Annotated in this window: 20 protein-coding genes; 4 read left to right on the plus strand and 16 right to left on the minus strand. The window is 43.4% G+C overall.

Annotated elements, in window-relative coordinates; genetic code table 11:
• Window positions 1-73 precede the first annotated feature (73 nt).
• From AB6D80_RS06020 to AB6D80_RS06055, 8 genes are all read right to left on the minus strand, one after another.
• The gene (locus AB6D80_RS06020; protein WP_135381077.1) at window positions 74-937 is read right to left on the minus strand and encodes an AraC family transcriptional regulator; all 864 of its coding nucleotides are present in this window, start codon (window positions 935-937) and stop codon (window positions 74-76) included.
• Between the two features lie 152 nt (window positions 938-1,089).
• Window positions 1,090-2,322: an MFS transporter gene (locus AB6D80_RS06025; protein WP_372188012.1), complete on the minus strand. Its 1,233-nt coding sequence runs from the start codon at window positions 2,320-2,322 to the stop codon at window positions 1,090-1,092.
• A gap of 8 nt (window positions 2,323-2,330) precedes the next feature.
• A complete protein-coding gene (locus AB6D80_RS06030) occupies window positions 2,331-4,304 on the minus strand; it encodes a TonB-dependent receptor (protein ID WP_372188013.1) in 1,974 nt (657 codons plus the stop codon).
• Window positions 4,305-4,355: 51 nt separating this feature from the next.
• Complete coding sequence (locus AB6D80_RS06035) at window positions 4,356-6,044, minus strand: ABC transporter ATP-binding protein (protein ID WP_372188014.1); 1,689 nt, start codon at window positions 6,042-6,044, stop codon at window positions 4,356-4,358.
• Window positions 6,037-7,707: an ATP-binding cassette domain-containing protein gene (locus tag AB6D80_RS06040; RefSeq protein ID WP_372188016.1), complete on the minus strand. Its 1,671-nt coding sequence runs from the start codon at window positions 7,705-7,707 to the stop codon at window positions 6,037-6,039. The genes AB6D80_RS06035 and AB6D80_RS06040 overlap by 8 nt, the downstream gene beginning before the upstream one ends.
• Window positions 7,708-8,184: 477 nt before the next feature.
• Window positions 8,185-9,786 (minus strand): methyl-accepting chemotaxis protein, encoded by a 1,602-nt coding sequence (locus AB6D80_RS06045; RefSeq protein WP_372188042.1) that lies wholly within the window; start codon window positions 9,784-9,786, stop codon window positions 8,185-8,187.
• Between the two features lie 416 nt (window positions 9,787-10,202).
• Entirely contained in the window at window positions 10,203-11,078 is an 876-nt protein-coding gene (locus AB6D80_RS06050) for an NAD(P)-dependent oxidoreductase (RefSeq protein WP_372188018.1), read from the minus strand.
• A gap of 12 nt (window positions 11,079-11,090) precedes the next feature.
• Window positions 11,091-11,993, minus strand: a complete 903-nt coding sequence (locus tag AB6D80_RS06055) for a LysR family transcriptional regulator (protein ID WP_032500568.1) — start codon at window positions 11,991-11,993, stop codon at window positions 11,091-11,093.
• Between the two features lie 84 nt (window positions 11,994-12,077).
• Between AB6D80_RS06055 and AB6D80_RS06060 the strand changes: the two genes are divergently transcribed.
• Together AB6D80_RS06060 and AB6D80_RS06065 are read left to right on the plus strand one after the other, a co-directional pair.
• Window positions 12,078-12,338 (plus strand): DUF2798 domain-containing protein, encoded by a 261-nt coding sequence (locus tag AB6D80_RS06060; protein ID WP_017102219.1) that lies wholly within the window; start codon window positions 12,078-12,080, stop codon window positions 12,336-12,338.
• A 222-nt stretch (window positions 12,339-12,560) separates the two neighbouring features.
• Window positions 12,561-13,520 (plus strand): hypothetical protein, encoded by a 960-nt coding sequence (locus AB6D80_RS06065; RefSeq protein WP_017102220.1) that lies wholly within the window; start codon window positions 12,561-12,563, stop codon window positions 13,518-13,520.
• Between the two features lie 116 nt (window positions 13,521-13,636).
• On the opposite strand, the gene AB6D80_RS06070 is transcribed toward AB6D80_RS06065, so the two are convergent.
• The 6 genes from AB6D80_RS06070 to phhA form a co-directional block, all read right to left on the minus strand.
• Window positions 13,637-14,353, minus strand: coding sequence for a YebC/PmpR family DNA-binding transcriptional regulator (locus AB6D80_RS06070; protein WP_372188019.1), 717 nt, complete (start codon window positions 14,351-14,353; stop codon window positions 13,637-13,639).
• A gap of 96 nt (window positions 14,354-14,449) precedes the next feature.
• Window positions 14,450-14,659, minus strand: coding sequence for a DUF3283 family protein (locus tag AB6D80_RS06075; RefSeq protein WP_004732615.1), 210 nt, complete (start codon window positions 14,657-14,659; stop codon window positions 14,450-14,452).
• A 250-nt stretch (window positions 14,660-14,909) separates the two neighbouring features.
• Entirely contained in the window at window positions 14,910-15,260 is a 351-nt protein-coding gene (locus AB6D80_RS06080; RefSeq protein ID WP_229647570.1) for a hypothetical protein, read from the minus strand.
• Between the two features lie 179 nt (window positions 15,261-15,439).
• On the minus strand, window positions 15,440-16,540 hold the full coding sequence (locus AB6D80_RS06085) for a Fic family protein (protein WP_372188021.1): 1,101 nt from the start codon (window positions 16,538-16,540) through the stop codon (window positions 15,440-15,442).
• Between the two features lie 144 nt (window positions 16,541-16,684).
• Window positions 16,685-17,023: a 4a-hydroxytetrahydrobiopterin dehydratase gene (locus AB6D80_RS06090; RefSeq protein ID WP_372188023.1), complete on the minus strand. Its 339-nt coding sequence runs from the start codon at window positions 17,021-17,023 to the stop codon at window positions 16,685-16,687.
• Window positions 17,013-17,807: a phenylalanine 4-monooxygenase gene (phhA, locus tag AB6D80_RS06095; RefSeq protein WP_017065113.1), complete on the minus strand. Its 795-nt coding sequence runs from the start codon at window positions 17,805-17,807 to the stop codon at window positions 17,013-17,015. The genes AB6D80_RS06090 and phhA overlap by 11 nt, the downstream gene beginning before the upstream one ends.
• Before the next feature lie 199 nt (window positions 17,808-18,006).
• Here phhA and AB6D80_RS06100 point away from each other — a divergent pair, with 199 nt between their 5' ends.
• Both AB6D80_RS06100 and AB6D80_RS06105 read left to right on the plus strand, forming a co-directional pair.
• Window positions 18,007-20,046 carry an acetoacetate--CoA ligase gene (locus AB6D80_RS06100; RefSeq protein WP_372188025.1) on the plus strand — a complete coding sequence of 680 codons (2,040 nt, stop codon included), beginning with the start codon at window positions 18,007-18,009 and terminating at the stop codon, window positions 20,044-20,046.
• A gap of 532 nt (window positions 20,047-20,578) precedes the next feature.
• On the plus strand, window positions 20,579-21,508 hold the full coding sequence (locus tag AB6D80_RS06105) for a carbamate kinase (RefSeq protein WP_102442392.1): 930 nt from the start codon (window positions 20,579-20,581) through the stop codon (window positions 21,506-21,508).
• 235 nt (window positions 21,509-21,743) lie between these two features.
• Here the strand turns inward: AB6D80_RS06105 and maiA are convergent, their stop codons facing one another.
• Both maiA and AB6D80_RS06115 read right to left on the minus strand, forming a co-directional pair.
• On the minus strand, window positions 21,744-22,448 hold the full coding sequence (gene maiA, locus AB6D80_RS06110) for a maleylacetoacetate isomerase (protein WP_372188027.1): 705 nt from the start codon (window positions 22,446-22,448) through the stop codon (window positions 21,744-21,746).
• Window positions 22,449-22,469: 21 nt separating this feature from the next.
• Window positions 22,470-23,507 carry a fumarylacetoacetate hydrolase family protein gene (locus tag AB6D80_RS06115; RefSeq protein ID WP_372188029.1) on the minus strand — a complete coding sequence of 346 codons (1,038 nt, stop codon included), beginning with the start codon at window positions 23,505-23,507 and terminating at the stop codon, window positions 22,470-22,472.

Here is a 23,507-nt window from a genome sequence, read left to right on the forward strand (position 1 = left end):
TGAATGGTTGAGTCGGGCCGCGAATGGTTGAGATTGATCAGACTTTGACAGAATGCTTTTTTAATACAGATCACTATTCCAGAAGACGGCTTCGAAATGCTTTTGGCGTAAGCCCGGAGTGCTGTTTGAAGACCTTCGAAAAATAACTACCACTTTGATAACCCAAATCTAGGGCGATATTGGTAATTGATTCATTAGAATTGGTTAAACGCTCTTTAGCAAGATTGATGCGATAAGCCTGTATCCAGCTTGCAACACCCATGTTGAACTGTTCTCTAAATGATTGCTTTAAATAACACTCATTGGTTGCAAGCTCCTTAGATAGGCATGGTATATTCCAATCGATATGAGGTTGCGTTGCGATAAGGTCACAGGCTTGCTCTGCTAGAGATTTAGGTTCTTTATGCACCATGAGTAGTGCTAATAACTCCAATATTTTACCTCTTAACCACACCGTCCGGGCAATACCTTGAAAATTATTGCTCCAAACTGATTTAGCAACATTGAGGACCTCCCCTGTTAGTGGCATCTGCCAACCAGTTTCATAAAGATCAAAAGGTTTGAATGATGATTTTCCACTTTGGGGAAGTAAGTTTTTAGTCAAGCTATGGTGTAACGGGAAGTGGATTCGAATGTTCTCAATTCGACCTCCTTCGGCTAATTCAATTGGGTTGACTGGTTCAGGTTCAAGCAAAAGCGATGCAATACATCGAGAAGCAAAAGATGCCGCTGGGTAATCTGGATATTTGGGACTGTAGGCATAGTTGGTGCCAGCAAAGCTTATATAGAACCCTGCATCTGCTGGGTCGTTGAATTGAATGTCCATTGTCGCTTTACAGTTAACTATGTAGGCATTCACACCATCATCGAGAGCTACAACATCAAGCGTTCCCTCTAAGCCGCTAACTAAGCTTAAGCTCTTCACGATATTACTCATTCTTACAGCCTCGTCGTTTCTTGTGAGCATCTCCCCAGAGTAATTAATATAAATGATAATAGGTATCATTTATATTAATTTTTAAACTAAGTAGATCAGCCAGAGAAAAGAGCCCTTTTCAAAATTGGACTCCTTTGACGATAAAGCTTTGATTAGGTTTGCGAAGCAAGGTTTGTCTTCCCGGTTGGTTTTAATACAGGGATTAAGCATATTGCGAGTAGGCTAAAGGTGAGCATCAATTCAAAGTGTGCCGAATATCCCAAGGAGTCAATTAACACGCCACACGTGATTGCCATCACTATTGCTATAAACATATCCATAGATTGAAAAAGTGAGAAGTTCACACCTGACTGATTACCTGCGGCAAAATCCATCATCAAAGTGTAAAGCGCGACAAATTTCGCTGAAGTAATGATACCATTTACTACGTAAACGCCTGCGATTACCCCCCCCAATCCAGTGATATTTAGATCGTATGCTAGATAAAAGCTAAAAGCTATGACCTCAAAACTGGTCATCAGCAGTAGGACTTTGAGTGCATTACTTTTTTTGATCAGCCACCCACCTAAAACAACGCCAATCAAACCAGTAATAACACCGCCGCCGATAACCAAAAGCCCCAAGTTTTCTAGCTGTATACCACTATCAACCAAGAAGGGCATCATCATTGATAGCCCCCCTCGAGTACCAAGTTGTGACAAGGTAACAAATATCAATCCAAGCCTAACTTTAGGATTAGAAAATGAGGCTTTTAGAGAAGGCTGTATTGCTGTTACGTACTGTTGATTATGGCTATTAAAAAACAAAGAAAGCGTTGGTATGCTGAATAATAAAGTCAGTAAAGCCAGACCAAACAGTGCTGTTTGCCAATCGAACAGCGCAGTAACATAGATAAATAGCCCTCCACCAAAAACCGCACCAAGATACGATCCCCCAACTTGCATTACGTTACCTAAATACCTTTTCTTTGCTTCCAACTGATCAATCGCGAGACCATCGGTAGCGATATCGGCGAAGCTAGAAAAGAGGCTGATAACAAATACACCAACAAAGAGCGTCATTTGACTCTCTATAGTCCCCATAATGCAAAGGGCGGCGAGTATGGCAATCAAGACCAGTTGAGAACCAAAGATAATAACGGCGTGATTTTTTAAGCTCCCCTCCTTTTTTCGTTGTCGTTCAATCCAAGGTGACCACAAAAATTTAGCAACCCAAGGAAGCATCGCAAGGTAGAACAACCCTATTTGGGAGGTATTTAATCCCTCATATTTCATGACCGCGGGTAAACCTTGTAGCGTAAACATACTCACCAGGCTTTGAATGGTGTAAACGCTCGCCAACACGGCGAGCAACGGTTTGAGTTTGATTCTTTGAGTACTAACCATGTGCTTCACTACCACTCATATTTCGCTTTCACACCGATCTCTCTACCAGTACCGTAATTACTGTAGGTTTGTCCGTAAGAGAACGCGTAGGTGGTGTATTCTTTGTCTGTGATATTGTTGCTAAAGAGCGAAATAGACAGGTCTTGGTTATAGTCATAGTTAATTGATAAATCGACCAAAGTGTACGCGCTTTGCGATAGTGAATTGGCTTCGTTAAAGTGAATATTGGAATTATAGCGAGCTTGAGAATTGATCGAAATATCCCCTTGGACTCCCGTTACTGGCAAGTAATAGTTGAAGCCAAATGTTACTGTCGTGTCCGGTGCATATGGCAGTCGATTGCCTTCAAATGTACTATTGTTTGATTCAAATGTTGAACGTCCATAAGTCCCCGCTGCGGTTATCGTGAGATCGTCGGTTAGGTAAAATGCCAGCTCGGTTTCAATACCTTTGCTCACAGCCTCCCCCATATTTTTGAGAGTCTGATTGCCAGGTGTACCAGTATATAGCTGAATATCTTCCGTTTTGATCCAGTACAATGCACCACTAAAATCGACTTTTTGATTCGCAAAACTGGTGCGCCACCCCAGTTCACCATTAAGTGAATTTTCAGCATCATAACCATTTGCATCTGCATTACTTAACGGGACGACGTTGTATCCCCCTGGGCGGTAACCACTTGTTACCGATGCATAAATTCGAGTTTGCTCATTCGCTTGCCAACCAATTGCGGCTTTTGGCGAGACAGTCGATTCTGTCTGCTCTTTGTTAAAAGGGTTAATCCCCCATGCTGGGTTTCCGTTAAAATTAGAATTTACTTTTAGGTATGAAGCTCGAGCTCCAAGCGTTAAGTCCCACTGTGGTACGAATTGGTAGTTTGCCTGCCCAAACAACGCGTAAGTGTCATAATCCAACTTGTTTCGTGCACTGTTTGCCGAAACGTCTAAACGGCGAGATTCCAAGTAGCCACCGAGTACATAGCTAAAACGATCATTGTATTGTTGATTTAACCGCAATTCTTGGCTGAACTTATTTTGATCTTCTTGGTAGTTGCCATATACATATTTCCGATCTATTTCGCGTGTTTGATAAGCTGTGATACTCGTGATTTGTGATGAACCTAAATCGTAACCAAGATTTAAAGCAAAAGTATTTACGTCTCGCTTCAGTTTAGGAATAGGCGCATCTTTTACGCCAGAATCATGTTCACGTTCAGTGAGGTACCATTCTTCATGACTATCAAGTTTATCGGTCGAAATAGATAGGGTTGCACTAAGTTTGGAGTCGTTTGGTAAGTAATGAAGTCGAACTTTTACCGATTTTTCATCCGCATCGTTTGCGTCTTTTTTTTCACTAGCGGCATGCTTAATATCACCTTCATCGTAGACGTATCTGGCGGCAATATCCGCAGAAAGAGAGTCGGATAAACGGGTAGATACGACAGTATCAATTTGCTGGCTTAAATTAGAATATAAAGCTGAAGTCTTAACTTCTGTGGAATCAACTTCACGACGAGTTACGATGTTAATTACACCGCCTTGCGCGTTACCACCATAAAGTGTCCCTTGCGGGCCGCGCAGCAATTCAGCTTTTTCTACGTTAATAAGCGGCTGAGTAACAAAAGCATTATCCTGAAGGATACCATCCACATAAATGCTTACGGCAGGAGAGTAATAGTCTGGTGAACTAATCCCACGCACGGTGGTGTTGGCGTAAGTTCGATTCCCGCGAGTTTGTATGAGTAACCCAGGAAACACCATCTCCAGATCTTTTACTTGATAGATACCTGCTTTCTCGAGCTCCTCTCCTGTTTTGACTACAACAGAGTTATTCACTTGTGTTAAGGGAGTATCGAATTTAGTCGCCTCAACAACAACTACTTCCATTACTGGCAGCATTTCCTCAGCATAAGAATATGAAGAGCCCATAATAGTCAGAATAGCGCTAGCAATAACGGTGCGCGGCGAAGATATATTGTACATACTGTTTTCCTTGAATCTGAATAAGTTAGCACTACTCACAGCGCTGGCGTTTTAATTATTATGTTGAGCTTCCCACAGAGACTGGTAGTGCGAAGAGGTTGTGATTAATTGCTCGTGCGAGCCAAAATCATCAATGCGACCTTGGCTCATCAAATAGATGCAATCGGCATCAGCAATGGTGTCCAAACGATGCGCTATCGTGATCATGGTTTTAGATGCAAAACTCTCGGTAATGCTTTGCAGTATTTCCTGTTGCTTTGGGTGGTCGAGAGCAGATGTAAACTCATCGAGCAACACAATTGGCGCATCATGGAGTAACGCTCTTGCGAGGGACAAGCGTTGACGTTCTCCACCCGATAAATCCTTGCCATTCTCATTTATTTCGGTGTTTAGCCCTTGTGGCAAGCGGGCGAGCAACTCATCAAGTCCTGCGGTTGTGATTGCTGTCTCCAATTCTTGAAGGCTTGCGTCTGTTTTGGCGATGAGCAAGTTGTCTTTTAACGTCCCTGCGAACAATTGCACATTTTGGGTTACGTAGGAGATGTGCTGATACCAGTACATTGTCCCAGTAGCTTCTACCGTACTGCCTCCAATTTTTACTGTCCCGTGAGTTGGAATATGGAATGCCGCGAGCAAGTCCAACAGCGTGGTTTTTCCTGCTCCACTAGTACCAACAAGCGCAATATATTGACCATATGGAACCTGCAAATTGATGTCTTTAAGAATGGTGTTGCCATCCAGAGTTAACTCAACCGCTTTGAATTCGATATCGTGATGATGCGCTTGAACACCATGCACAGGTTGTTGTGGCTCTTGACTCAAGAAATACAAGCGATCTGCAGATTTTGTCATGTATCTCAACAACGTAGAGAAAATGGCCATTCGCACAAATGGTCGGATACAAGCAACCGCAGAAATGATCGAAACTAACCACTCCCCGATAGTAAGGTTGCCAATACTATTTAGGTAAGCACCAAGACCTGCGACCATTGGAATAGAAAGCTCAAGCAGCAAGCTTGCTAAAATAACGCCTATTCCTCCAGCCCATTCAACCCCTAACCCTGTTTTGCGCAAGTCAGCTAATTCTTGACTAAGTGGCGTCGCTAATACTTCACTACGACCAAAGCGTTTTAGCGTGGGTAAACAAGCAATGTATTCGAGCAACTTGTTGGTGCAAGAAGCGTTTTTATCGACATGGCGCTGTGCTTTTTTGGAAAAATCATCTTCGAATTTCCACAATAATAGGCTCGCATTCACCATAACAATCAGCATAAGTGAAGCAAGGTAAGGTGAGCAAAATAGCATTACACAAAGCATCGCGAACGGAACCACTAGAGCCGAGACCAAGTCAGCAATTAAGTGGCTAAAAATGTCTTCGAATGCTTTTAAGTCACGAGTGATTAGCTTAATGCGCTCTCCCAGACCTTGACCTACTATCTTGGAAAACGGTTGGCTGCGAATGTCATGTAGTAGTACTTTTCTCAGTTGGTGGGTAATGTCATAAGCGCCTAAGAAGCTCTGTTTGGCGGATTGCCCTAACCGCCACTGAACGACAACCGTGATAAGTGAAATTGCGAATAGGGCTTCAAGAGGAAGTAACAATGTTTTGGTAAGGGCTCCGAATACCAGTAGCCAACAAATTAATGGCAGGGTCTCACTGAGTACCTTACCTGCAATACCAACCAAAAACATTTTTGGATTGATATCAGCGTGATCGAGTAGCTTGAGCGTGTTACGCACAGACAGCCTCCTCAAGGTCAATTTCTTTAAGTTGACCGTGTGATAGTGAAAACGCTCGGTTAGCGATGGTTAGCGCTTCTGGACCATGACTGATGACCAATTGGATTTGCTGCGGTGCATATTTACGTATTGCTTCTAGAACACGATTTTCCGTTACTTTATCTAGATGGGAAGTCGCTTCGTCTAAAACCAGAATGACAGGGCATACCAGCATGGCACGAGCGATGGCTAACCGTTGTAGTTCCCCTCCACTAAAATTGCGTTCGGTTTCATCCATACTGCAATACAAACCATTAGGAAGTTGTTCGATAAGTGCAGAAAGTCCAAGCATATCGAGGAGCTTGAGAATCACGGAGTCGTGTATCAATCGATCTCCTAAGACCAAGTTTTCACGTATTGATGCGCTGAAGAAAACCGGCTGTTGGTCTACAACTGAGATAAATTGGCTTCGCTCTTTATCGGACATCGAAGACACGGTTTTTTGGTTAATAAACCAATCGCCTTCATATGTTGCTAGTTCTCCATAGAGTGTTGCCAATACACTACTTTTCCCTGAGCCTGACGCTCCTTGAATTACGATGCATTCGCCATGAGATAACTGAAGGTTCAGCCCACTGACGATGTCGAGTGAGCCACGTTTGACCGCTAAATTTTCACAACAAAGCTCGACATAAGGCGTTGCAACGGATTTGAAATATTGATCCGACGTTAAGGGGAACAGAGGTAGTATTCGCTCTAAAGAAGAGAAGGACTGCTGCACTTGCCCAAATATCTGTGTTAGATCCAACCATGGTTTAAGGATGCCGGCACAAAGAATCACGATCATTGCGAGCTCGACTGGACTTAATGAACCTTGGGTCAATTTTACGATGGCGAATGGAATAACAAGAACCAAAGACGCTTGAGCTAAGGTGGTAAAGGTGACCCATGCTCCAACCATTTGATTGGTATAAGCGTTAACCAGCTTGTGGTGCTTAGTCATGTTATGGCTTAACTGGCGGTAAGAGTCAGCATCAACGCCGAAAAGTTTCATCACGCCGATGCTGCGTAAAAATTCCAGTTGCGCCTTGTGCATATTCGCAACGACTTGATTGTACTTTTTTTGTCTATCTGAAAAGCCCCGCATCATGACTGTTTGGGCAATCACAGCGAGGGGGAGAGGACTTAATGCGATTAAGCCTAGTTGCCAGTCGATGCTAACCATAAAACCAAGCAAAACAAACGGAAGTAAAGTTCCAGTAATAATATCGGTAGTATGATGAGCAATAAGAGGCTCAAGGCTCTGACAATCATCATTGAGTCGTTTTTCTAAATCTCCACGATGGTATTGCATCAGTTTAACGGTCGGCATTTCAGACAGAGCACGAACAAGCTTCTGCCTAATGGTCTGAATAATTTGATAAGCGGCAAGATGCGCCTGCCATACCGATATCGCATAGAAAAAATAGCGCACACAAACTGCGATAGTCATAAGGGCTAAGTAGAAGTTCAGACTTTGGGTGTTCAGATAATTGCTCAATGCGACGTATAAGCAAATCCAAGTGGCAAGTTCTGCGAACACGCACAACACGGCGCTAACACTGGTATAAGTGATACGCTTTTTTTCCGTTTTTAATAGTGCAATGAGGGCTTGAGTGACGCTCATCTTGTCAGATAGATACATAGACGACTCCTTAATAGGACTTATTCTCATCTAAGCGTTAACTTAACAATAGCAATATTGGGAATTAGAAAGCGAATATCGGGAAACTTTGTACGTGAGCAGTACAAGAAAACGAGAAGAAAGGAGCGAGTTTCAGAAAAAGAAGCATTGCTAAGCTTCAGAGAAGGATACTTGCCGAGCGATCGTGCTTACCAATGGCCAAAGCACAGGCTGTACCAACAGCTGATTGTGTAAATTTAAACAAACCCAACCAAGCACAGTGCAAACAATTGCGCATGAAAATTAATCCCTGAAGAACGTTATTGAGTTAAATAAACGATTTATTCGGGCCTCTTTAAGCCAAGTAATGTATTCAATGACACATATACCAGACAAAAAAATAGCCGCTCAATGGCGGCTATCTTGTCGTGGTCTAAATTACTACATCTAGAGCAAGGGTGCTTAATTTCTAAGGAAAAAGCACACTTGCATGACTCATTATCTGTCTAACTTAAAATAGCTTAGTTCTGAGTTGAGTTCTTTCGTCACTTCAACAACGCTTTGGTTTGCTTGAGCTGATTGATCAATGCCTTCAATATTTTGTTGAACCAGTACGTTCATATTTTCAAGCTGTGTCGATATATCTGTCGTAACGGCACTTTGCTCTTCTGATGCCGTAGCAACAATGGCATTCACTTCTGAAATACTTAAAACCTTTTCTGATATCGAATGAAAAGATTGAGCAAGCTCATCAGTGGTAGACTTTGTTAAGCGCATCAGTTCAACGTTTTTCACCATAGATTCATCCGCTTGCTTAGATTGGTCTTGTAACTGCGCAATGATTTCTTGAATATCGATAGTCGACTGCTGCGTTTTCCCTGCCAAGGCTCTTACTTCATCAGCAACAACAGCAAATCCTCTTCCTTGTTCACCGGCTCTAGCCGCTTCAATCGCGGCATTGAGCGCTAACAAGTTAGTTTGCTCAGAGATGTTCTTAATTACCTCAACAACACTGCTGATACGCTCTGAGTGCTCTCTAAGTAAATTCACGACCGTTTGAGTTTCTGATATTGATTCAGAAATTTCTTCTGTCGTGTCAGTTGAGTTTTTCAATGTTCCATGGCTTAGCTGAATAATGTCATTCGCTTCCATCGCTGACTGCTCAGCTCTTTGTGCGTTGTCTGCAACATCTCTTGCTGTTGAAGATAACTCAGTCGCGGCCGTAGCGATTTGCTCTACCGATGATAATTCATTCAAAGAGTTACTCTGGGATCGCTCTATCAGAGCTAAAGACTCTTCTTGCTTTTGGTTAATTGAATTCATGCTTACACCTGCCTGTGACAGGATATCATTCAATTTTGCAGACAGTTGAGACAAAGAATCTGAAATATTGTCGAGCTCATTTCCACCCTCTTTCAACTTAACATCCGATAAACGTCCATTCTCAAGGGCTTTAATCCAATTTACGATCAATGGTAAATTTCTCAATTCTCTTTTCACTAGGAAATAAGATGAACCAGAAGCAACGATAGAAGAAAAAAGAACCAACCACCATGAGAAAGAAGAGTTGGATTCTAAAACTGAATCAGAATGGGCTAATTCTTCCTTAGCGACGTCCAATTGCAATGAGATCAATTCACCAAGAACACCTCCCATATCATCGACAAGGAGATAAAGCTGAGTGATCATCTCAGAATCATCAATCATCATATTTCTATGTTTATCAAGAATTAATGGTACTTCTCGCTCTACCTTATCTATTTTAAGTTGAAGCTCTTTTGCCAACCCCTCTTCTTCTCTTGTTAGCTGCGTTGCCAGATAATGAAGGAATAGCTCATGAGCCTCTTTCATCGCCACAGAAACACCAGAATAAAAAGCCGCCTGCTCTATCATTCCCACATGGTATTTATTCGCCGCATCAATCACGCTTACCGCATACAAATCCGAAATGCTTTTCAAATCAGATAACGGAATGACTCGGTCCTCGTACACAGAGTGAAAACTGTCCATAACCTCATTTGAGGTAGCTTCGCTTTTTAAGTTGCTTACAACTAAAAAGATAGAAAAGAGCAGTGGAACTAGAAGAAGCTTTGTTGATATTTATTTCATATAATCCTGAAAAATAATGCATAGGAATTTACTAATAATGATGATCACATCACGTTTTTTTATTATTTTATCATTGACTTATAAGTCAATAACCTAAACAGATCAGTTCAGGCAGTGATTATTTCTCAACTATTTTGTAATGAAATGGCAATATAATTCAAACAATTAAACAATTCACAGCATAGAGTGAAGTGAAATTGATACAGATCTCGCAGCACACGAACGGTGCTGATGGACTTTCAACCAAAACAAGCTTACAACCACTTACATTGTTGAAAAATATGTTATTTTTCTTTTTGATTAAAAATAAAAAATAGCCGCTAGTTAGCGGCTATTTTGTCAAAACAGAACGAAGCTTCGACGACTTTTAGTCTCTCTACTTAATCTCGTCTACTATTCAAATTCTTCTATTTCTTAGTCTCTTCAACTACAGCTTTCATCAATACTGATGTATCCATGCGACCTTGTCCTTGGGCAGACAGTGTCTTGTAGGCGTTGTTGGTCTTTTCCGTCAAAGGAAGTTGGATGCCTTGGCGTTCTGCTTCATCTAGGCAGAAACCTAAGTCTTTGATCATCCAATCAATGGCGAAGCCAAAATCGAACTTATCTTGCGCCATTGTGGTCGCGCGGTTTTCCATCTGCCACGAGCCAGCAGCGCCGTTTTTAAGGCAATCAACCAGAGTTGGGATATCAAGACCTGATTTCTCTGCAAGTACCAAGCCTTCAGAAAGGCCATTCAATACGCCTGCGATGCAGATCTGATTGACCATCTTTGCGCGTTGGCCTTGGCCTACTTTACCCATCAGAACTGACGACTTACCGTAAGCTTCGAATACAGGTTGAAGGTCGTTGAAAAGCGCTTGTTCGCCGCCACACATGATGGTTAGCACGCCGTTTTCTGCGCCCGCTTGGCCACCAGACACTGGCGCGTCCATAAAGCGAACACCAGCTTGCTTCGCTGCCACTTCAAGTTCTTCAGACAGAACTGCCGACGTTGTGGTGTGATCGACAAGAATTGCGTTTGGCTTCATCGCTGCCAATGCGCCTATTTCGCTGGTTGTCATGCTGCGAACGTCGTCATCGTTACCCACACAAACCAATACCACGTCAGCTTCTGCGACACACTCAGCCACAGATTCTGCCGTTTTACCTTGGTGTTTATCAGCCCAGTCTAATGCTTTGTTGTGAGTGCGGTTAAACACCGTTACTTCAAAACCGGCTTTGACTAGGTGGCCTGCCATTGGGAAGCCCATAACGCCTAGCCCGATAAAACTTACTTTCATTTCTTTCTCCTTTTATTTGACCAAGTCATCGCTATGAAAAGATCGAACACTCTCAATCAACGCATCAATAAGCAGGGTCAAAGCCTTTGGCTGATATTTTCTTTCTTTGTACACTAAATACGCTTGGCGATCACCCCGATGATACTCAGGGAGCACTTGAATCAAATTCATCTCAGGGGATACATGACGAAAAGGCAATGAGGCAAGCCCCAAACCTTTTTGCGCTGCGGCCGCCACCGCATGAATATCGTTGACGATGAACTTGGGTTTAATCGTGATCATCTGCTCTAAGCGGTCGGATTTGTAGAGCGGCATATCAAACACATCATCAACGTTGATCCAGTCTTGAAGCTCTAGGTCGTCCGGATTTTCAATCGTCTCACGCGAATCTAAGTATTCTGGGCTCGCGAAAAATCCGTGTTTGGCTTTGAAAAGTGGACGAGCAATCATGCCTTCCATCTCTGAGATCTTAAACGTGATCAGTAAGTCACGGTCGGTCTGCGGGATAAACTGTTGCTGGCTCAAGGTAAGATCGAGCTGAACGTTCGGATATTGAGTGAGGAATTGCTCTACCATCGACCTTAAAAAGCCACTATAGAAGTTGTGAGGTACGGCGAGCTTTATCTTGCCTTGAATAGCGTCACGCTCTTCTAGCAAGCTATTAAAGCCCTGATGAATCGACTCCATGCCGCTGCTCAGTGCAGAAAAGGCCGCCTCGCCGTCTTTGGTGGCCACCAGCTCACGACCTTTCTTTTCTAAAAGTCGGATATTCAGGCGATCTTCCAATGCGGTTAGCCTACGCGACATAGTCGACACTGGGAGTTGCAGCCGTTTAGAAGCCGATAGCAAAGAGCCCTCTTCAACCACTGCACAGAATAAGAACAGATCATCAATGTTTCCAAATATGGAATTCATACTTCTATATGTGCCTATTTTTCTCATTAATGGATAGATGTAACCTTATCTCATCAACAACAGAAAATCACGGGAGAACACAGTATGAACAACAAACAATTTTGGGTAACCGCGATTTTATCCTCCCTGACCATGGCGACTATCATGTCTGGGTTAATTTCTGGCTACAAAATGGGATTCAGCCCCGAGTGGCCGCCAATCTGGCTGCAAAGCTTCTTTCTCGCTTGGCCGTGTGCATTGGTACTGAGTTTTACTCTACTGCCTCAGGTTAGAAAATTTTCCAGTTGGGTAACGACACCTAGAGTAAAGAAGCCAAGCAATAGTGACATGCTAGATTCATTATAAATCAATCGGTTATAAGGCACTCTTCCGGTATTAGACCAAAATTCGATAACTAAAAAATAATACAACGCCCCGCAAAAGGGCTTTAAATAATAAATTGCATTAATAAACACAACGCGCCCAACATCACAAATAAACATGAAATATCAATCATATTCAAGCGGGTTATAGATAAATGAATCTGGATTGATAGAATGCCAACGCTATCAATATAAGGAACTTAAAATGAAAAAAACAACGTTAGCTTTGGCTATCATGAGCACATCAATTCTAGTTGGTTGCAACGATAATAATGATGGTGGCTTACCTTCTTCAGGCGCTCCAGCAGAAAAGATAACCAGCGACTACAACTTCATAGACGAACCTGTGAAAGGGCTTTACTATAAATCGGCGAGTCAATCTGGATGCACAAATGAGGGGGGTACCTTTTCAATTGTCGCGGGAGAGTCAGTAGATTTCTATATCGGACGTTGTGATAGCAATAACGAGCCAACGCTTACAGATAACGACGTTAAAATTGGCACAGTGAGTGCTCCTTCAACGTATACAACACCATACGATCTAATGGTTGCTAATAATTCAGAAAAAGCGAATCCAGTAACCATAGCAACATTATTAAAATCACTTACCAGTGACGCTGGCACAGATAAGTTAGATCTATCTGGCTTACATTTGAATGAGAATGGTGAGGATGTGAGAACCGAACTCCAAGCCCTAATCAATACACCATCAACAGACGCGACTACTGTACTCAATACAGCACTATTCACTAAGCTTACTACCGCAAACGCAAGTAAAGCTCAGCCTCTAAAAAACACTAACTTTATGGATAAAGCAGTTGTTGAAGCTGAGTTAAAAACCACTTTAAGCAATATGGGCGGCTCTAACAAATTTGCTTCTTCAGATTTTGCAGGTAAGACAGCAACTACTGAAAACGGAACTGTATATATATTCGGAAGTGATAATGGTCCTGATGGTAGTTTTTCTAGTAAAGGGAAACTGACTCTATCTGATGGTTCAGAAACATTTTGGGGAATTTTAAATCGAGATTTCGGAAAAAATGGAGCAGTTGGTGATTTATACCTTGGGTCTTCCTCTGCAACTATTCGCCTCTTGGATAAAAGAAGCTCTAGTTTGTTAGTTACTGTAAACAACGGTTCTCCGAAAAAATGGGAAATAAAATAAGTGATTAAGCTTAGCAAACACTAAACGAAACCAATCACTTATGACCAAAAAAAACGCCACTTGCAAAACACAAGTGGCGTTATTTATTTAACTTTTCGATTTACATCGTATGTAACTTACAGCTCAGCGTTGTGGTAAACCTGCTGAACGTCATCACAGTCGTCAAGCATGTCTAAGAACTTCTGGAATTTCTCAGAATCTTCTTCAGCTACTGGCATAGTTGTTTGAGGAACGAAAGTGATTTCCTCAACGTCTAGCGTTAGGTCTGGGAACGCAGCGTTTAGTGCTGTCTTCGTTTTGAAGAACTCAGTCGTTGGAGCGAATACAGTGATAACACCGTCTTCTAGCTCAACGTCAGTCACGTCTACGTCTTCCATCATTAGCGTTTCTAGGATGATCTCGTCATCTTCGCCTGCAAACTGGAATACAGCTTGGTGAGCGAACATGTGAGAAACAGTACCTTCAACACCGATTTTCGCGCCAGTTTTAACGAAACATTGGCGAACGTCTTGGAAAGTACGGTTACCGTTGTCTGTTAAACAGTCAACGATTACGCTTGTGCCACCAGGGCCAAAACCTTCGTAACGAGCTGGTTGGAAGTCTTCACCGCCGCCGCCGTTCGCCTTATCGATCGCTTTGTCGATAACGTGAGCGGGTACTTGGTCTTTCTTCGCTTTAGCAATCAGGTGCTTAAGAGGTAAGTTCATGTCTGGGTCAGAGCTGCCGTTCTTAGCCAGTACGTAAATCTCTTTACCGTATTTAGAATAAACTTTAATTTTTGCGCCTGCAGTTTTCGCCATTGAGGCCTTGCGCACTTCAAAACTTCTTCCCATCGGGATCTTCTCTCTGATTCAATTAACGGTGCAAATTCTAGCAAATTACTGTGTCATTTCAATTCAACAGCTTTGCTGGGTAAGGTTTATCTGCGTTTATGCGACACCCATTACCCGTTTGTATTTTTCAACAGACTGATCAAACCAAGCCTTTTCTTCTGGATCACCTAGCTTCATTGCTTCTTCAACAATGGCTTCAGGGCCACATTTCGCTTGCTTCAGTTTCCAAACAAGAAACGATGCTTGCTTATCCAGTTCGATTTTATTTTTCTCGCTGGGTGGAAGGAGTGAAAGGTTGATAGACATTATTAGCCTTCGTCTGTAATACGCTTGGCCGAGAAATATATCATAGAGCAGCCTCATAAAACCAATACTATGAGCAATAGTGGGGGTTGTAGGACGAGAAAGCAGCAAGTCGCTGATGCAGGTCAAGCTAGTTTGGGAAAGTGCATTTGGCTAAAGAGCCGTTACAAGATAAAAAGTAGAGGGGTAAATGTTATCTTTGTATGGCCAATGCTGCTGCATTTCGAGAAAAGCAGCAGCATAACTAACACGCTTACTCTATATTAGTAAAAGCTTGGCAAGGGAGGTCTAAAGGAACTTCAAAAGTGACTCTATGAGCAATGTTTGATTCATCTAAGTTTTTAATACCGCCTCCGATAGAGAAAACTGATAATTTGGCTTTTGCGCTAGCATCAACATCAGTGCTTTCTTTTACTTGGATTGCTATATCAAATTTAATAGTTTGCTTTGGTGGCTTTTCAGGGTGTACATCAAAACCAACATCAATAAACGTTGCATGAGGATTAACAGTGCCACCTAACGAAGAAACCTCTTGAGCAGCATCATTCACGCCTTTTACTATCTGTACTAACGTCTCTTTAATATACTCATCTAACTGCATCATTTAACTCGATTCATCACGCTTATCAAAGTATCATAATACCAATATAGAACTGCAGTTGCATAACATTATTCTTTTGAGATTTATGAGTTTTTGATACTCTAAATTGAAAGCAGAGCAGGGGGATGTGGTCGCTAATAGCTAGGTCAAACTTACCCTGAGATACATCAAAGGCATAGACCCTACTTCGGCAACAGATAGCGGGTGCTTCGTCCGCCAGAACCAGATTTGACTAAGCAGCCATGCTCAATCAAAGCGTTCAAATGACGTGTTGCAGTGGCACTGCTCACCTTTGCTACTTTCTGATAGTGGCTGGCATTGATACCTTCAGAAAAATCACCATCGAGCATCCTATTCAGTACTTTTACTTGTTCTGTTGTAAGCTTAGTTTGGTCGATACTTCGCCAATAGTTAGTCTTATAAACGGTTTGATCAACCTCAGCGAAAACGCCTGTAAACGTCTCGTCTAACGTATCTAAGAACCACATCAACCATTCGCTAATATCGAGTCCACCTTTCTGGGTTCGCTCCAATATCTCGTAGTAATGCTTGCGGTTAGCGAGAATCCCCACCGACATCGCATAGAAACGTACCGACTGCTGCTCGGCCTGTGCTAACGCCAAGTCAGTCAACAATCGAGTAATACGACCATTACCATCATCTAACGGGTGTAAGGTGATAAACCAAAGGTGAGTTATCGCAGCTCTAAGTAAGGGATCGAGTGTAGCGTCGGTAAGTGAATCATTGAACCATGTGATAAACGCATCTAACTCAGCATCAAGAATGTCTCGGCTAGGTGCTTCAAAGTGCACGGTTGGACGGTCAATTCTTCCTGATACCACTTGCATCGGAGTGTCACCTCTTAGCTGACCTCCGACTACAGGGTTAAACATGGTGTAGCCTTGAGGAAACAGTCTACGGTGCCAATGTAAGATCCTCTCAAGCGCTAATGGCTCTGTTAGGTTCTGCACCGCATCCAACATAATTTCAGCTAGGCCATCGGTTTGTTCTGTCGTAGGAAAAGGTCGATCTTCACTGACACCGAGTTTATTGGCTAAAGAAGATCGGACCGAGAAAGCATTAAGCTTTTCTCCCTCAATCGCACTGGAATGGACTATGTTCGCTAATAAGGTGTCGAGCATGGTTTGGGATTGATCTGCAGACTGTGAGGCAATCTTGCCCAACAGAATGCCCTGATTAAGCCGTACTTCTCTTAACCTCACGCCTATTTTCTGATTATCCCAAACAAAGTTTGGCCAATTATCTTGCTGCCAAATCCACATATTACGCCCCATGATGCGAAAGTATCACTTATTCAACTCATACTATGAGCTGTTTAAGGTAATTATTCAACTCACATTATGAGCTGAATAATCAGATAATCGCATCACAGAGATAAGAAAGACAGCTCCTCGAAACCCAAAAGTCTATTCACTCACCGCGAACACATCGCAACGTGAGGCGCAGATGAAGTCATTTTTGTGTAGGCCTTTGAGTGAGTGGCTCCACCAAGTGACGGTGACTTTGCCCCACTCCAATAAGATCGAAGGGTGATGGAACTCTTCTTCTGCTAACTCTGACACTTTGTTGCTGAATGCCCACGCTTGTTTGTAGTTCTTAAACTTAAACACCTTCTCAAGCTGCGGGATGCCGTCTCTTTCGATAATCTGCCAATCAGACAACTCCAACAGTAAAGATTGTTGCTCATCTTTACTTAGGGCAATCGCGTCGATACTGCAGGCTTCGCATTTTTGTTCATTCAACATGTGTTGGTTCCTTGGGTTCAAAAAGTGGTGGTAGTAACCCCGCGTCGATGGCGAGATCAGCTTGCTGTAATAGGTTTTCCTGACTGATTTTAAAGAGCTCAGATAGCTCGTCGATCACGTAATATTTCGGTTGCATGATGTCGATGCGATAAGGGGTTCTTAACACCGTTTGCAGATCGAACCGCTCACGAACCGCCAGATCACCGCCCAATGCGTACATGGTTTCCGCCGGAGAAGAGAGAATGCCACCGCCATAGATTTTCAGTTGTTGGCCTTCTTTTACTAAACCGAACTCGACCGTAAACCAATACAAACGGGCTAGATAAGCGCGCTGTTTGGATGTAGCGGCTTGGCCTAGTTTTCCATAATGCTCAGTGAAAGCCGCGAAATCGGCATTAGTGAGCATGGCACAGTGACCGAAAATTTCATGAAAGAAATCAGGTTCTTGTAAGTAATCGAACTCGTCTCGCGTTCTCAAAAATGTCGCAACTGGGAATTTCTTATTGGCGAGCAAATCAAAGAAACGGTCGAAATCGATCAATGCAGGCACAGGCTGAACTTGCCAACCTGTTGTTTCCATTAGCACTTTGTTTATCTCTGGCAGCTGGGGAACTCTGTCTAATGGCAGATCCAGCAGGGTCAAACCGTGCAAATAAGCATCGCATGCGCGGTCATTAATGACGTCCAGTTGCCTTTTCACTAAGTCGTGCCAAATGGCGTCTTCTTCGAGGCTCCACTCAACCCATCCCTCTTGGCTCACGGGCTTAGAATGATATTGAGTCATTACACACCTCCTTTCGAATGTCTCACTTTAAGCCTATCTCTACTCCTTATATCCGCCAATTTGCACGATTTTTCGAAACGGGCGTTCGTGTAACATTTTATTTACACAATTCCAACAACCCCTTATTTTGCTGATCTTTTGACTTTGTAAAACCTAAATACCAGACTGAAATCGTTAACTTTTTGTTAAAGGTAAAGGAATGCACGAGAGCAATAAGCCAATTTGGCAACCTAGCGACCAGCGTATCGCACACGCTAACGTAACCCGATTTATGGATAGCCTCACTCTGTCAGGATTAAAGCCACAAGACTTAGGGCTAGAGACGGAATGGAAAAACTACACGGAGCTTCATCAATGGTCTGTGGAGCAACCGGAGTCGTTTTGGCAGAACATGTGGCAGTTTTGTGGAATGGTGGGTTCGCAAGACTGTATTAACAAGGCAGAAAGCGAGCACATCAAAACTCAAGGTGAAAGTCGCTGGCAGCAGCCGAAATCGAATCGCGATGCGGTGTGGTTTCCTAATGCTCAAGTTAATTACGCCGAAAACTTACTGCATCCAGCAAAAACATTGCCAAACGAGCTTGCGATTTGGTTTGAGAACGAACGTGGCGAACAGCAAAGCTACACATGGCAAACCTTATGTGAGGAAGTCTCTAGCGTTCAACAATGGCTCGTGGATTGTGGCGTACAACAAGGCGATGTAGTCGCCGCTTATACTCCTTATCTGCCGCAAACCGTGGTCGCGATGTTGGCAACCACCAGCTTAGGGGCGATTTGGACGTCAACCTCGCCTGATTTTGGCGTCGAGAGTGTGATTGAGCGATTTGGCCAAGTGAAACTCAAGGTGCTGTTTACCTGTGATGGCTACACCTTCAATGGCAAAACGTTCGATATGACGGACAAGAACCGTGAAATCATCAAACACTTAAACGAATTAAAACAGGTGTGTCAGGTCGGCTATTTGAAACCGACTCGTGATTTAGAGAAGAAAAAAGTTGAACATGATGTGTCGATTCTAAGCTGGCACAGCATCATTAATCACTATCAGACAAAAGCTCTTCGATTTGTGCGTATCGGCTTCAATGAACCATTATTCGTACTCTACTCTTCCGGCACCACAGGCAAGCCAAAGTGCATTGTGCATTCTGTCGGTGGCACTACCATCAACCACCTAAAAGAACATCAGCTTCATTGCGATGTTAAGCCTAACGATCGCGTGTTCTACTACACCACTTGTGGTTGGATGATGTGGAACTGGCACGTATCTGCGCTCGCGAGCGGTGCTTGCTTGGTGATCTTTGATGGTAGCCCGGTTTACCCGCAACCTAACGTTCTATGGGATTTAGCACAGCGTGCTGACGTATCGACATTTGGCACCTCTGCCAAGTATCTAGAGGCGATTGAGAAAGCGGAACTCTCACCGATCGACAGCCATTCTCTTCCTCACTTAAGAACACTGTGCTCGACCGGTTCTGTGCTCTACCCAGAGCAGTTCGATTACGTTTACAAGCACATAAAGCAAGACCTGCATTTAGCGTCCATTTCTGGCGGCACGGATATTTGTGGCTGCTTTGTTTTAGGCAACCCTATCTCGCCGGTGTATCGTGGTGAGTGCCAACAGGCAGGGCTCGGCGTCGACATCAAGGTGTTCAATTCGTCTGGTCACAAGGTTAATCATGAACGTGGCGAACTGGTGTGTACCAACTCCCTACCCAACTTCCCTGTTGGCTTCTGGAATGACACCGGAGAGCGCTATCACAGCACCTATTGGGATAGGTTCGATAATGTGTGGCATCACGGCGATGAAGTCGCACAGAGCGTTCATGGTGGCTATCTGTTCTACGGGCGAGGCGACACCACACTCAACCCTGGTGGTGTGCGAATTGGTACTGCCGAGATCTACCAGCAAGTGAACACCATTGAGGGAGTCATCGATTCCATCGCAGTCGGCAAAGACATCGACCGCAACGAGCAGATATGGCTGTTTGTCCAACTGCAGCAAGATGTGAGTCTAGATGAAACGTTACTGACAGCCATCACAGGTAAACTCAAATCCTCTTGCTCGCCGAGGCATGTACCAAGCCAGATCTTTGCAATCAGCGATGTGCCAAAAACACGCTCTGGCAAACTGGTGGAATTGGCGGTGAAACAGGTAGTAAATGGCAAGGATGTAGAAAACCTCGGGGCAATTGCTAACGCCGAGGTTTTGGAAGAGCTAAAGCGCGTGATTTCGCTTTAGCTTTAGCCTTAGCCTTAGAAAGTGGCTAACTATCTCCAATTTTCACTTGGCTGTCAGATAATATCTAGAGTAAAGGCAGCCGATTGAAAACCAAATCGAAGCCACTCTTTGAGCTCGTGAACCCTCGCCTCAGTTTCGCCCCGTACCTTTTCTAAAGTTCTTAATGAGATCTGAACGTCATATTAAAAAAAAAATTTGAAAATTAATCATTTTATAGCCAGAGATAATATTCACTAAAGACGAATCATTTATACAAAAAAAGAGTCCACCACTGGATTGCATCCAAGCTTATGGATATTTAATCGAATTACAATAACTCCCGTTTCCACAACTCCATTTCTAGTGAAATGATAATTTGATAGCTATCACATTTAGAAGGGTTATTTTCTCATACTATCTCGGCATGTTAATTACTTAAGAGTAATTAAAAACCTAGTCATTGTTATTAATAAGCTTGAATTTAATTATAAACAAGCGGTTAATCCCTACGTAAAATAAATAAAATCATTATTAAATGATCGGAGACATTATCATGCGCATAGTATTAGCTTTAGGCGGTAACGCTCTTTTAGCAAGAGGCCAAGCATTAACGGCAGAGAACCAACGTGAGAATATAATCAAATCCGCGGCGAGTATTGCTGCGATCGCACGCGAGCATGAGATTGTTATTGTTCATGGTAATGGCCCACAAGTAGGTTTGTTGATGGAGCAAAACGCGGCTTATAACGAATATTCGCCAGAGACGACCCCGTATCCAATGGATGTACTCGGCTCCCAAACCTGTGGCATGGTGGGCTACATGTTACAACAAGAGCTAAGAAACATTGACCCTGAATTAGACGTAGCGACGCTAGTCACGCAAACTGAAGTATGCAAAAAAGACCCTGCGTTTGCTAACCCAACTAAGTTTGTTGGCCCTGTATATACAGAGCAACGAGCTAAAGAGTTAATGGCTCAAAGCACAATGCAATTTAAAGCTGATGGCGAGTACTACCGCCGCGTTGTGCCTTCTCCTATGCCAAAAAGCATTGTTGAAATTCAGCAAATTGAAACTCTTCTAGATACAGAAAACCTTGTTATCGCTTGTGGCGGCGGCGGTGTTCCCGTGAGTATTGAACAGGGTAAGAGTACTGGCGTAGAGTGCGTCATTGACAAAGATCTTACGGCCGAACTACTCGCTGAAAAAATCCATGCCGACTTATTTATTATCTTAACCGATGGTTCGATTTTCCGTAACTATGGTAAAGAAGACCAAGCAGAAATGAAGCAAGCAACACCTGCTGGTTTAGCAGAATTTTCGTTCCCTGCTGGTTCTATGGGGCCAAAAATTGATGCCGTGTGTAAGTTCGTTGAAGCTGGATTGGGTAATGCGGCGATTGGTTCATTATTTGATTTAGATAAAATAATTACCAATGAAGCTGGTACTCTGATTACAAAAGGCGAAGGTATTGTTTATTACTAAGATTATCGAGTGATAAACACCACTAATATAGATTATATTACAAGCCTCTTATTTAATTATAATGAGGCTTATTTTATTAGGACCGTTTAATGCTAGATGAGATAAATATTCATAAATTTGGAAATTAAACCTGAAAATAATGAATACATAATATCTTTAAATATACCCAATCGTAATTATAACGTTATTTAATCAAAACAACGTTTCCAGTTCATTAAAAAACAATTCAATACGTTCACATCGGTGCATTCGCATCCGCTTGGTTCTCTGGCATAGCCTCAACAAAAGCGGGTAACTGGTTACACGCTTCGACAATCGAATTAATCAGCGGATACGGCGACATATCAACATCAAAGCGCAACGCGTTATACACCTGCGGCACTATGCAGATATCGACAATGCATGGTGAATCCGTGAGGCTACACACCGAATCACCGTGTGTTTTTCGGTGTTTGGCCAGCTTCTCTTCTAACGCTGAAAACCCTTGGCTCATCCAGTAACGAAGCCAATCCATTTTCGCCTCTTGCTCGCACGACAATTCTCGCTCCAAATATTGCAACACGCGCAGGTTATTAAGAGGATGAATTTCCATCGCAATATCCTGAGCCATCGCCAGTGCTTGATAGCGCAGTGGTGTTTGCTCAGGAATCAGCGAGACTTCCGGGCTACTCTCACAAGAATAGTGCTCATCGAGATACTGAAGAATAGCCAGTGACTGATTGAGTTGAACGTCACCATCCACCAGCACAGGCACTAACTCACTGGCATTGAGTTCGCGATATTGTGGATCATGTTGCTCGCCGCCATTACGCACCAAATGCACCGATTTCGACTCATAGTTGAGTTGCTTTAGGTTCAATCCGATACGCACTCGATAGGCTGCGGACGAGCGCCAGTAACCGTAAAGTATAATGTTCTTGTTCACGATGCTCTCGCTCATACTGAAATCCTATTACGTGGATTATATCGCTCGATACTGGCTCACTTTTTGGTCTATCGCGCCAAAAATAGAATGACCTGCAGCATCAAACATCTCAAGCTTGATCGAATCGCCAAACGACATAAATTGAGTCGAAGGTTTACCATCGCGGATGGTCTCAATCATACGAACTTCAGCTATGCATGAATAACCCACACCGCCCTCGGCAATTGAGGTGCCATGGTCAGTGCCTTGCTTATTGGAAACCGTGCCCGAGCCAATGATTGCACCGGCCGATAGTGGGCGAGTTTTCGCAGCGTGAACAACTAATTCTGCAAAGTTGAAGGTCATATCCACACCTGCATTCGGGCATCCAAAAGGTGCGTCGTTGTAGGTTGAAGTCAGTGGCAGATGCACCTTGCTGCCTCTCCATTGCTCGCCAAGCTCGTCAGGTGTGACTGCGACCGGGGAGAACGCCGAAGAAGGCTTAGACTGGAAGAAACCAAAGCCTTTCGCTAGCTCTGCCGGAATCAAGCCGCGCAGCGACACATCGTTCACCAACATTAGTAAGCGAATAGACTCGTGTGCCTGCTTAGCACTGGCACCCATAGGCACATCACCGGTGACAATCGCAACCTCACCTTCGAAATCGATGCCCCACTCGTCGCTGGCAAATTCGATATTGTCACGAGGGCCGATAAACGCATCTGAGCCTCCTTGATACATTAATGGATCAACCCAGAAGCTTTCTGGCATTTCAGCACCACGCGCCTTACGCACCAGTTCAACATGGTTTACATAAGCACTGCCATCCGCCCATTGATATGCGCGTGGCAGAGGTGATTCACAATACTGAGATGCAAACACTTCACTGCCAGTCACATGCCCGTTGTTTAACGAGGTGTATAACTCTTCTAACTGAGAAGCCACGCTGTCCCAGTTATCCAATGCTACCTGCATGGTTGGCGCTAGATGCATCGCATGGAAAATTTCGGTGGCAGCTACACACTGTTTAAGATCTTTACTTACGACCATCAATAGACCGTCGCGAGTGCCATTTTTCTTGGTTGCTAATTTCAT

Source organism: Vibrio sp. 10N.247.310.17 (assembly GCF_041466605.1).
Taxonomy (GTDB): Bacteria; Pseudomonadota; Gammaproteobacteria; order Enterobacterales; family Vibrionaceae; genus Vibrio; species Vibrio tasmaniensis_A.

Bases quoted from the DNA above. Each gene is read 5' to 3' on its own strand.
- AB6D80_RS06020 (WP_135381077.1), bottom strand. From the start codon at position 937: ATGAGTAATATCGTGAAGAGCTTAAGCTTAGTTAGCGGCTTAGAGGGA.
- AB6D80_RS06025 (WP_372188012.1), bottom strand. From the start codon at position 2,322: ATGGTTAGTACTCAAAGAATCAAACTCAAACCGTTGCTCGCCGTGTTG.
- AB6D80_RS06030 (WP_372188013.1), bottom strand. From the start codon at position 4,304: ATGTACAATATATCTTCGCCGCGCACCGTTATTGCTAGCGCTATTCTG.
- AB6D80_RS06040 (WP_372188016.1), bottom strand. From the start codon at position 7,707: ATGTATCTATCTGACAAGATGAGCGTCACTCAAGCCCTCATTGCACTA.
- AB6D80_RS06050 (WP_372188018.1), bottom strand. From the start codon at position 11,078: ATGAAAGTAAGTTTTATCGGGCTAGGCGTTATGGGCTTCCCAATGGCA.
- AB6D80_RS06055 (WP_032500568.1), bottom strand. From the start codon at position 11,993: ATGAATTCCATATTTGGAAACATTGATGATCTGTTCTTATTCTGTGCA.
- AB6D80_RS06060 (WP_017102219.1), top strand. From the start codon at position 12,078: ATGAACAACAAACAATTTTGGGTAACCGCGATTTTATCCTCCCTGACC.
- AB6D80_RS06065 (WP_017102220.1), top strand. From the start codon at position 12,561: ATGAAAAAAACAACGTTAGCTTTGGCTATCATGAGCACATCAATTCTA.
- AB6D80_RS06070 (WP_372188019.1), bottom strand. From the start codon at position 14,353: ATGGGAAGAAGTTTTGAAGTGCGCAAGGCCTCAATGGCGAAAACTGCA.
- AB6D80_RS06075 (WP_004732615.1), bottom strand. From the start codon at position 14,659: ATGTCTATCAACCTTTCACTCCTTCCACCCAGCGAGAAAAATAAAATC.
- AB6D80_RS06080 (WP_229647570.1), bottom strand. From the start codon at position 15,260: ATGATGCAGTTAGATGAGTATATTAAAGAGACGTTAGTACAGATAGTA.
- AB6D80_RS06085 (WP_372188021.1), bottom strand. From the start codon at position 16,540: ATGTGGATTTGGCAGCAAGATAATTGGCCAAACTTTGTTTGGGATAAT.
- AB6D80_RS06090 (WP_372188023.1), bottom strand. From the start codon at position 17,023: ATGTTGAATGAACAAAAATGCGAAGCCTGCAGTATCGACGCGATTGCC.
- phhA (WP_017065113.1), bottom strand. From the start codon at position 17,807: ATGACTCAATATCATTCTAAGCCCGTGAGCCAAGAGGGATGGGTTGAG.
- AB6D80_RS06100 (WP_372188025.1), top strand. From the start codon at position 18,007: ATGCACGAGAGCAATAAGCCAATTTGGCAACCTAGCGACCAGCGTATC.
- AB6D80_RS06105 (WP_102442392.1), top strand. From the start codon at position 20,579: ATGCGCATAGTATTAGCTTTAGGCGGTAACGCTCTTTTAGCAAGAGGC.
- maiA (WP_372188027.1), bottom strand. From the start codon at position 22,448: ATGAGCGAGAGCATCGTGAACAAGAACATTATACTTTACGGTTACTGG.
- AB6D80_RS06115 (WP_372188029.1), bottom strand. From the start codon at position 23,507: ATGAAATTAGCAACCAAGAAAAATGGCACTCGCGACGGTCTATTGATG.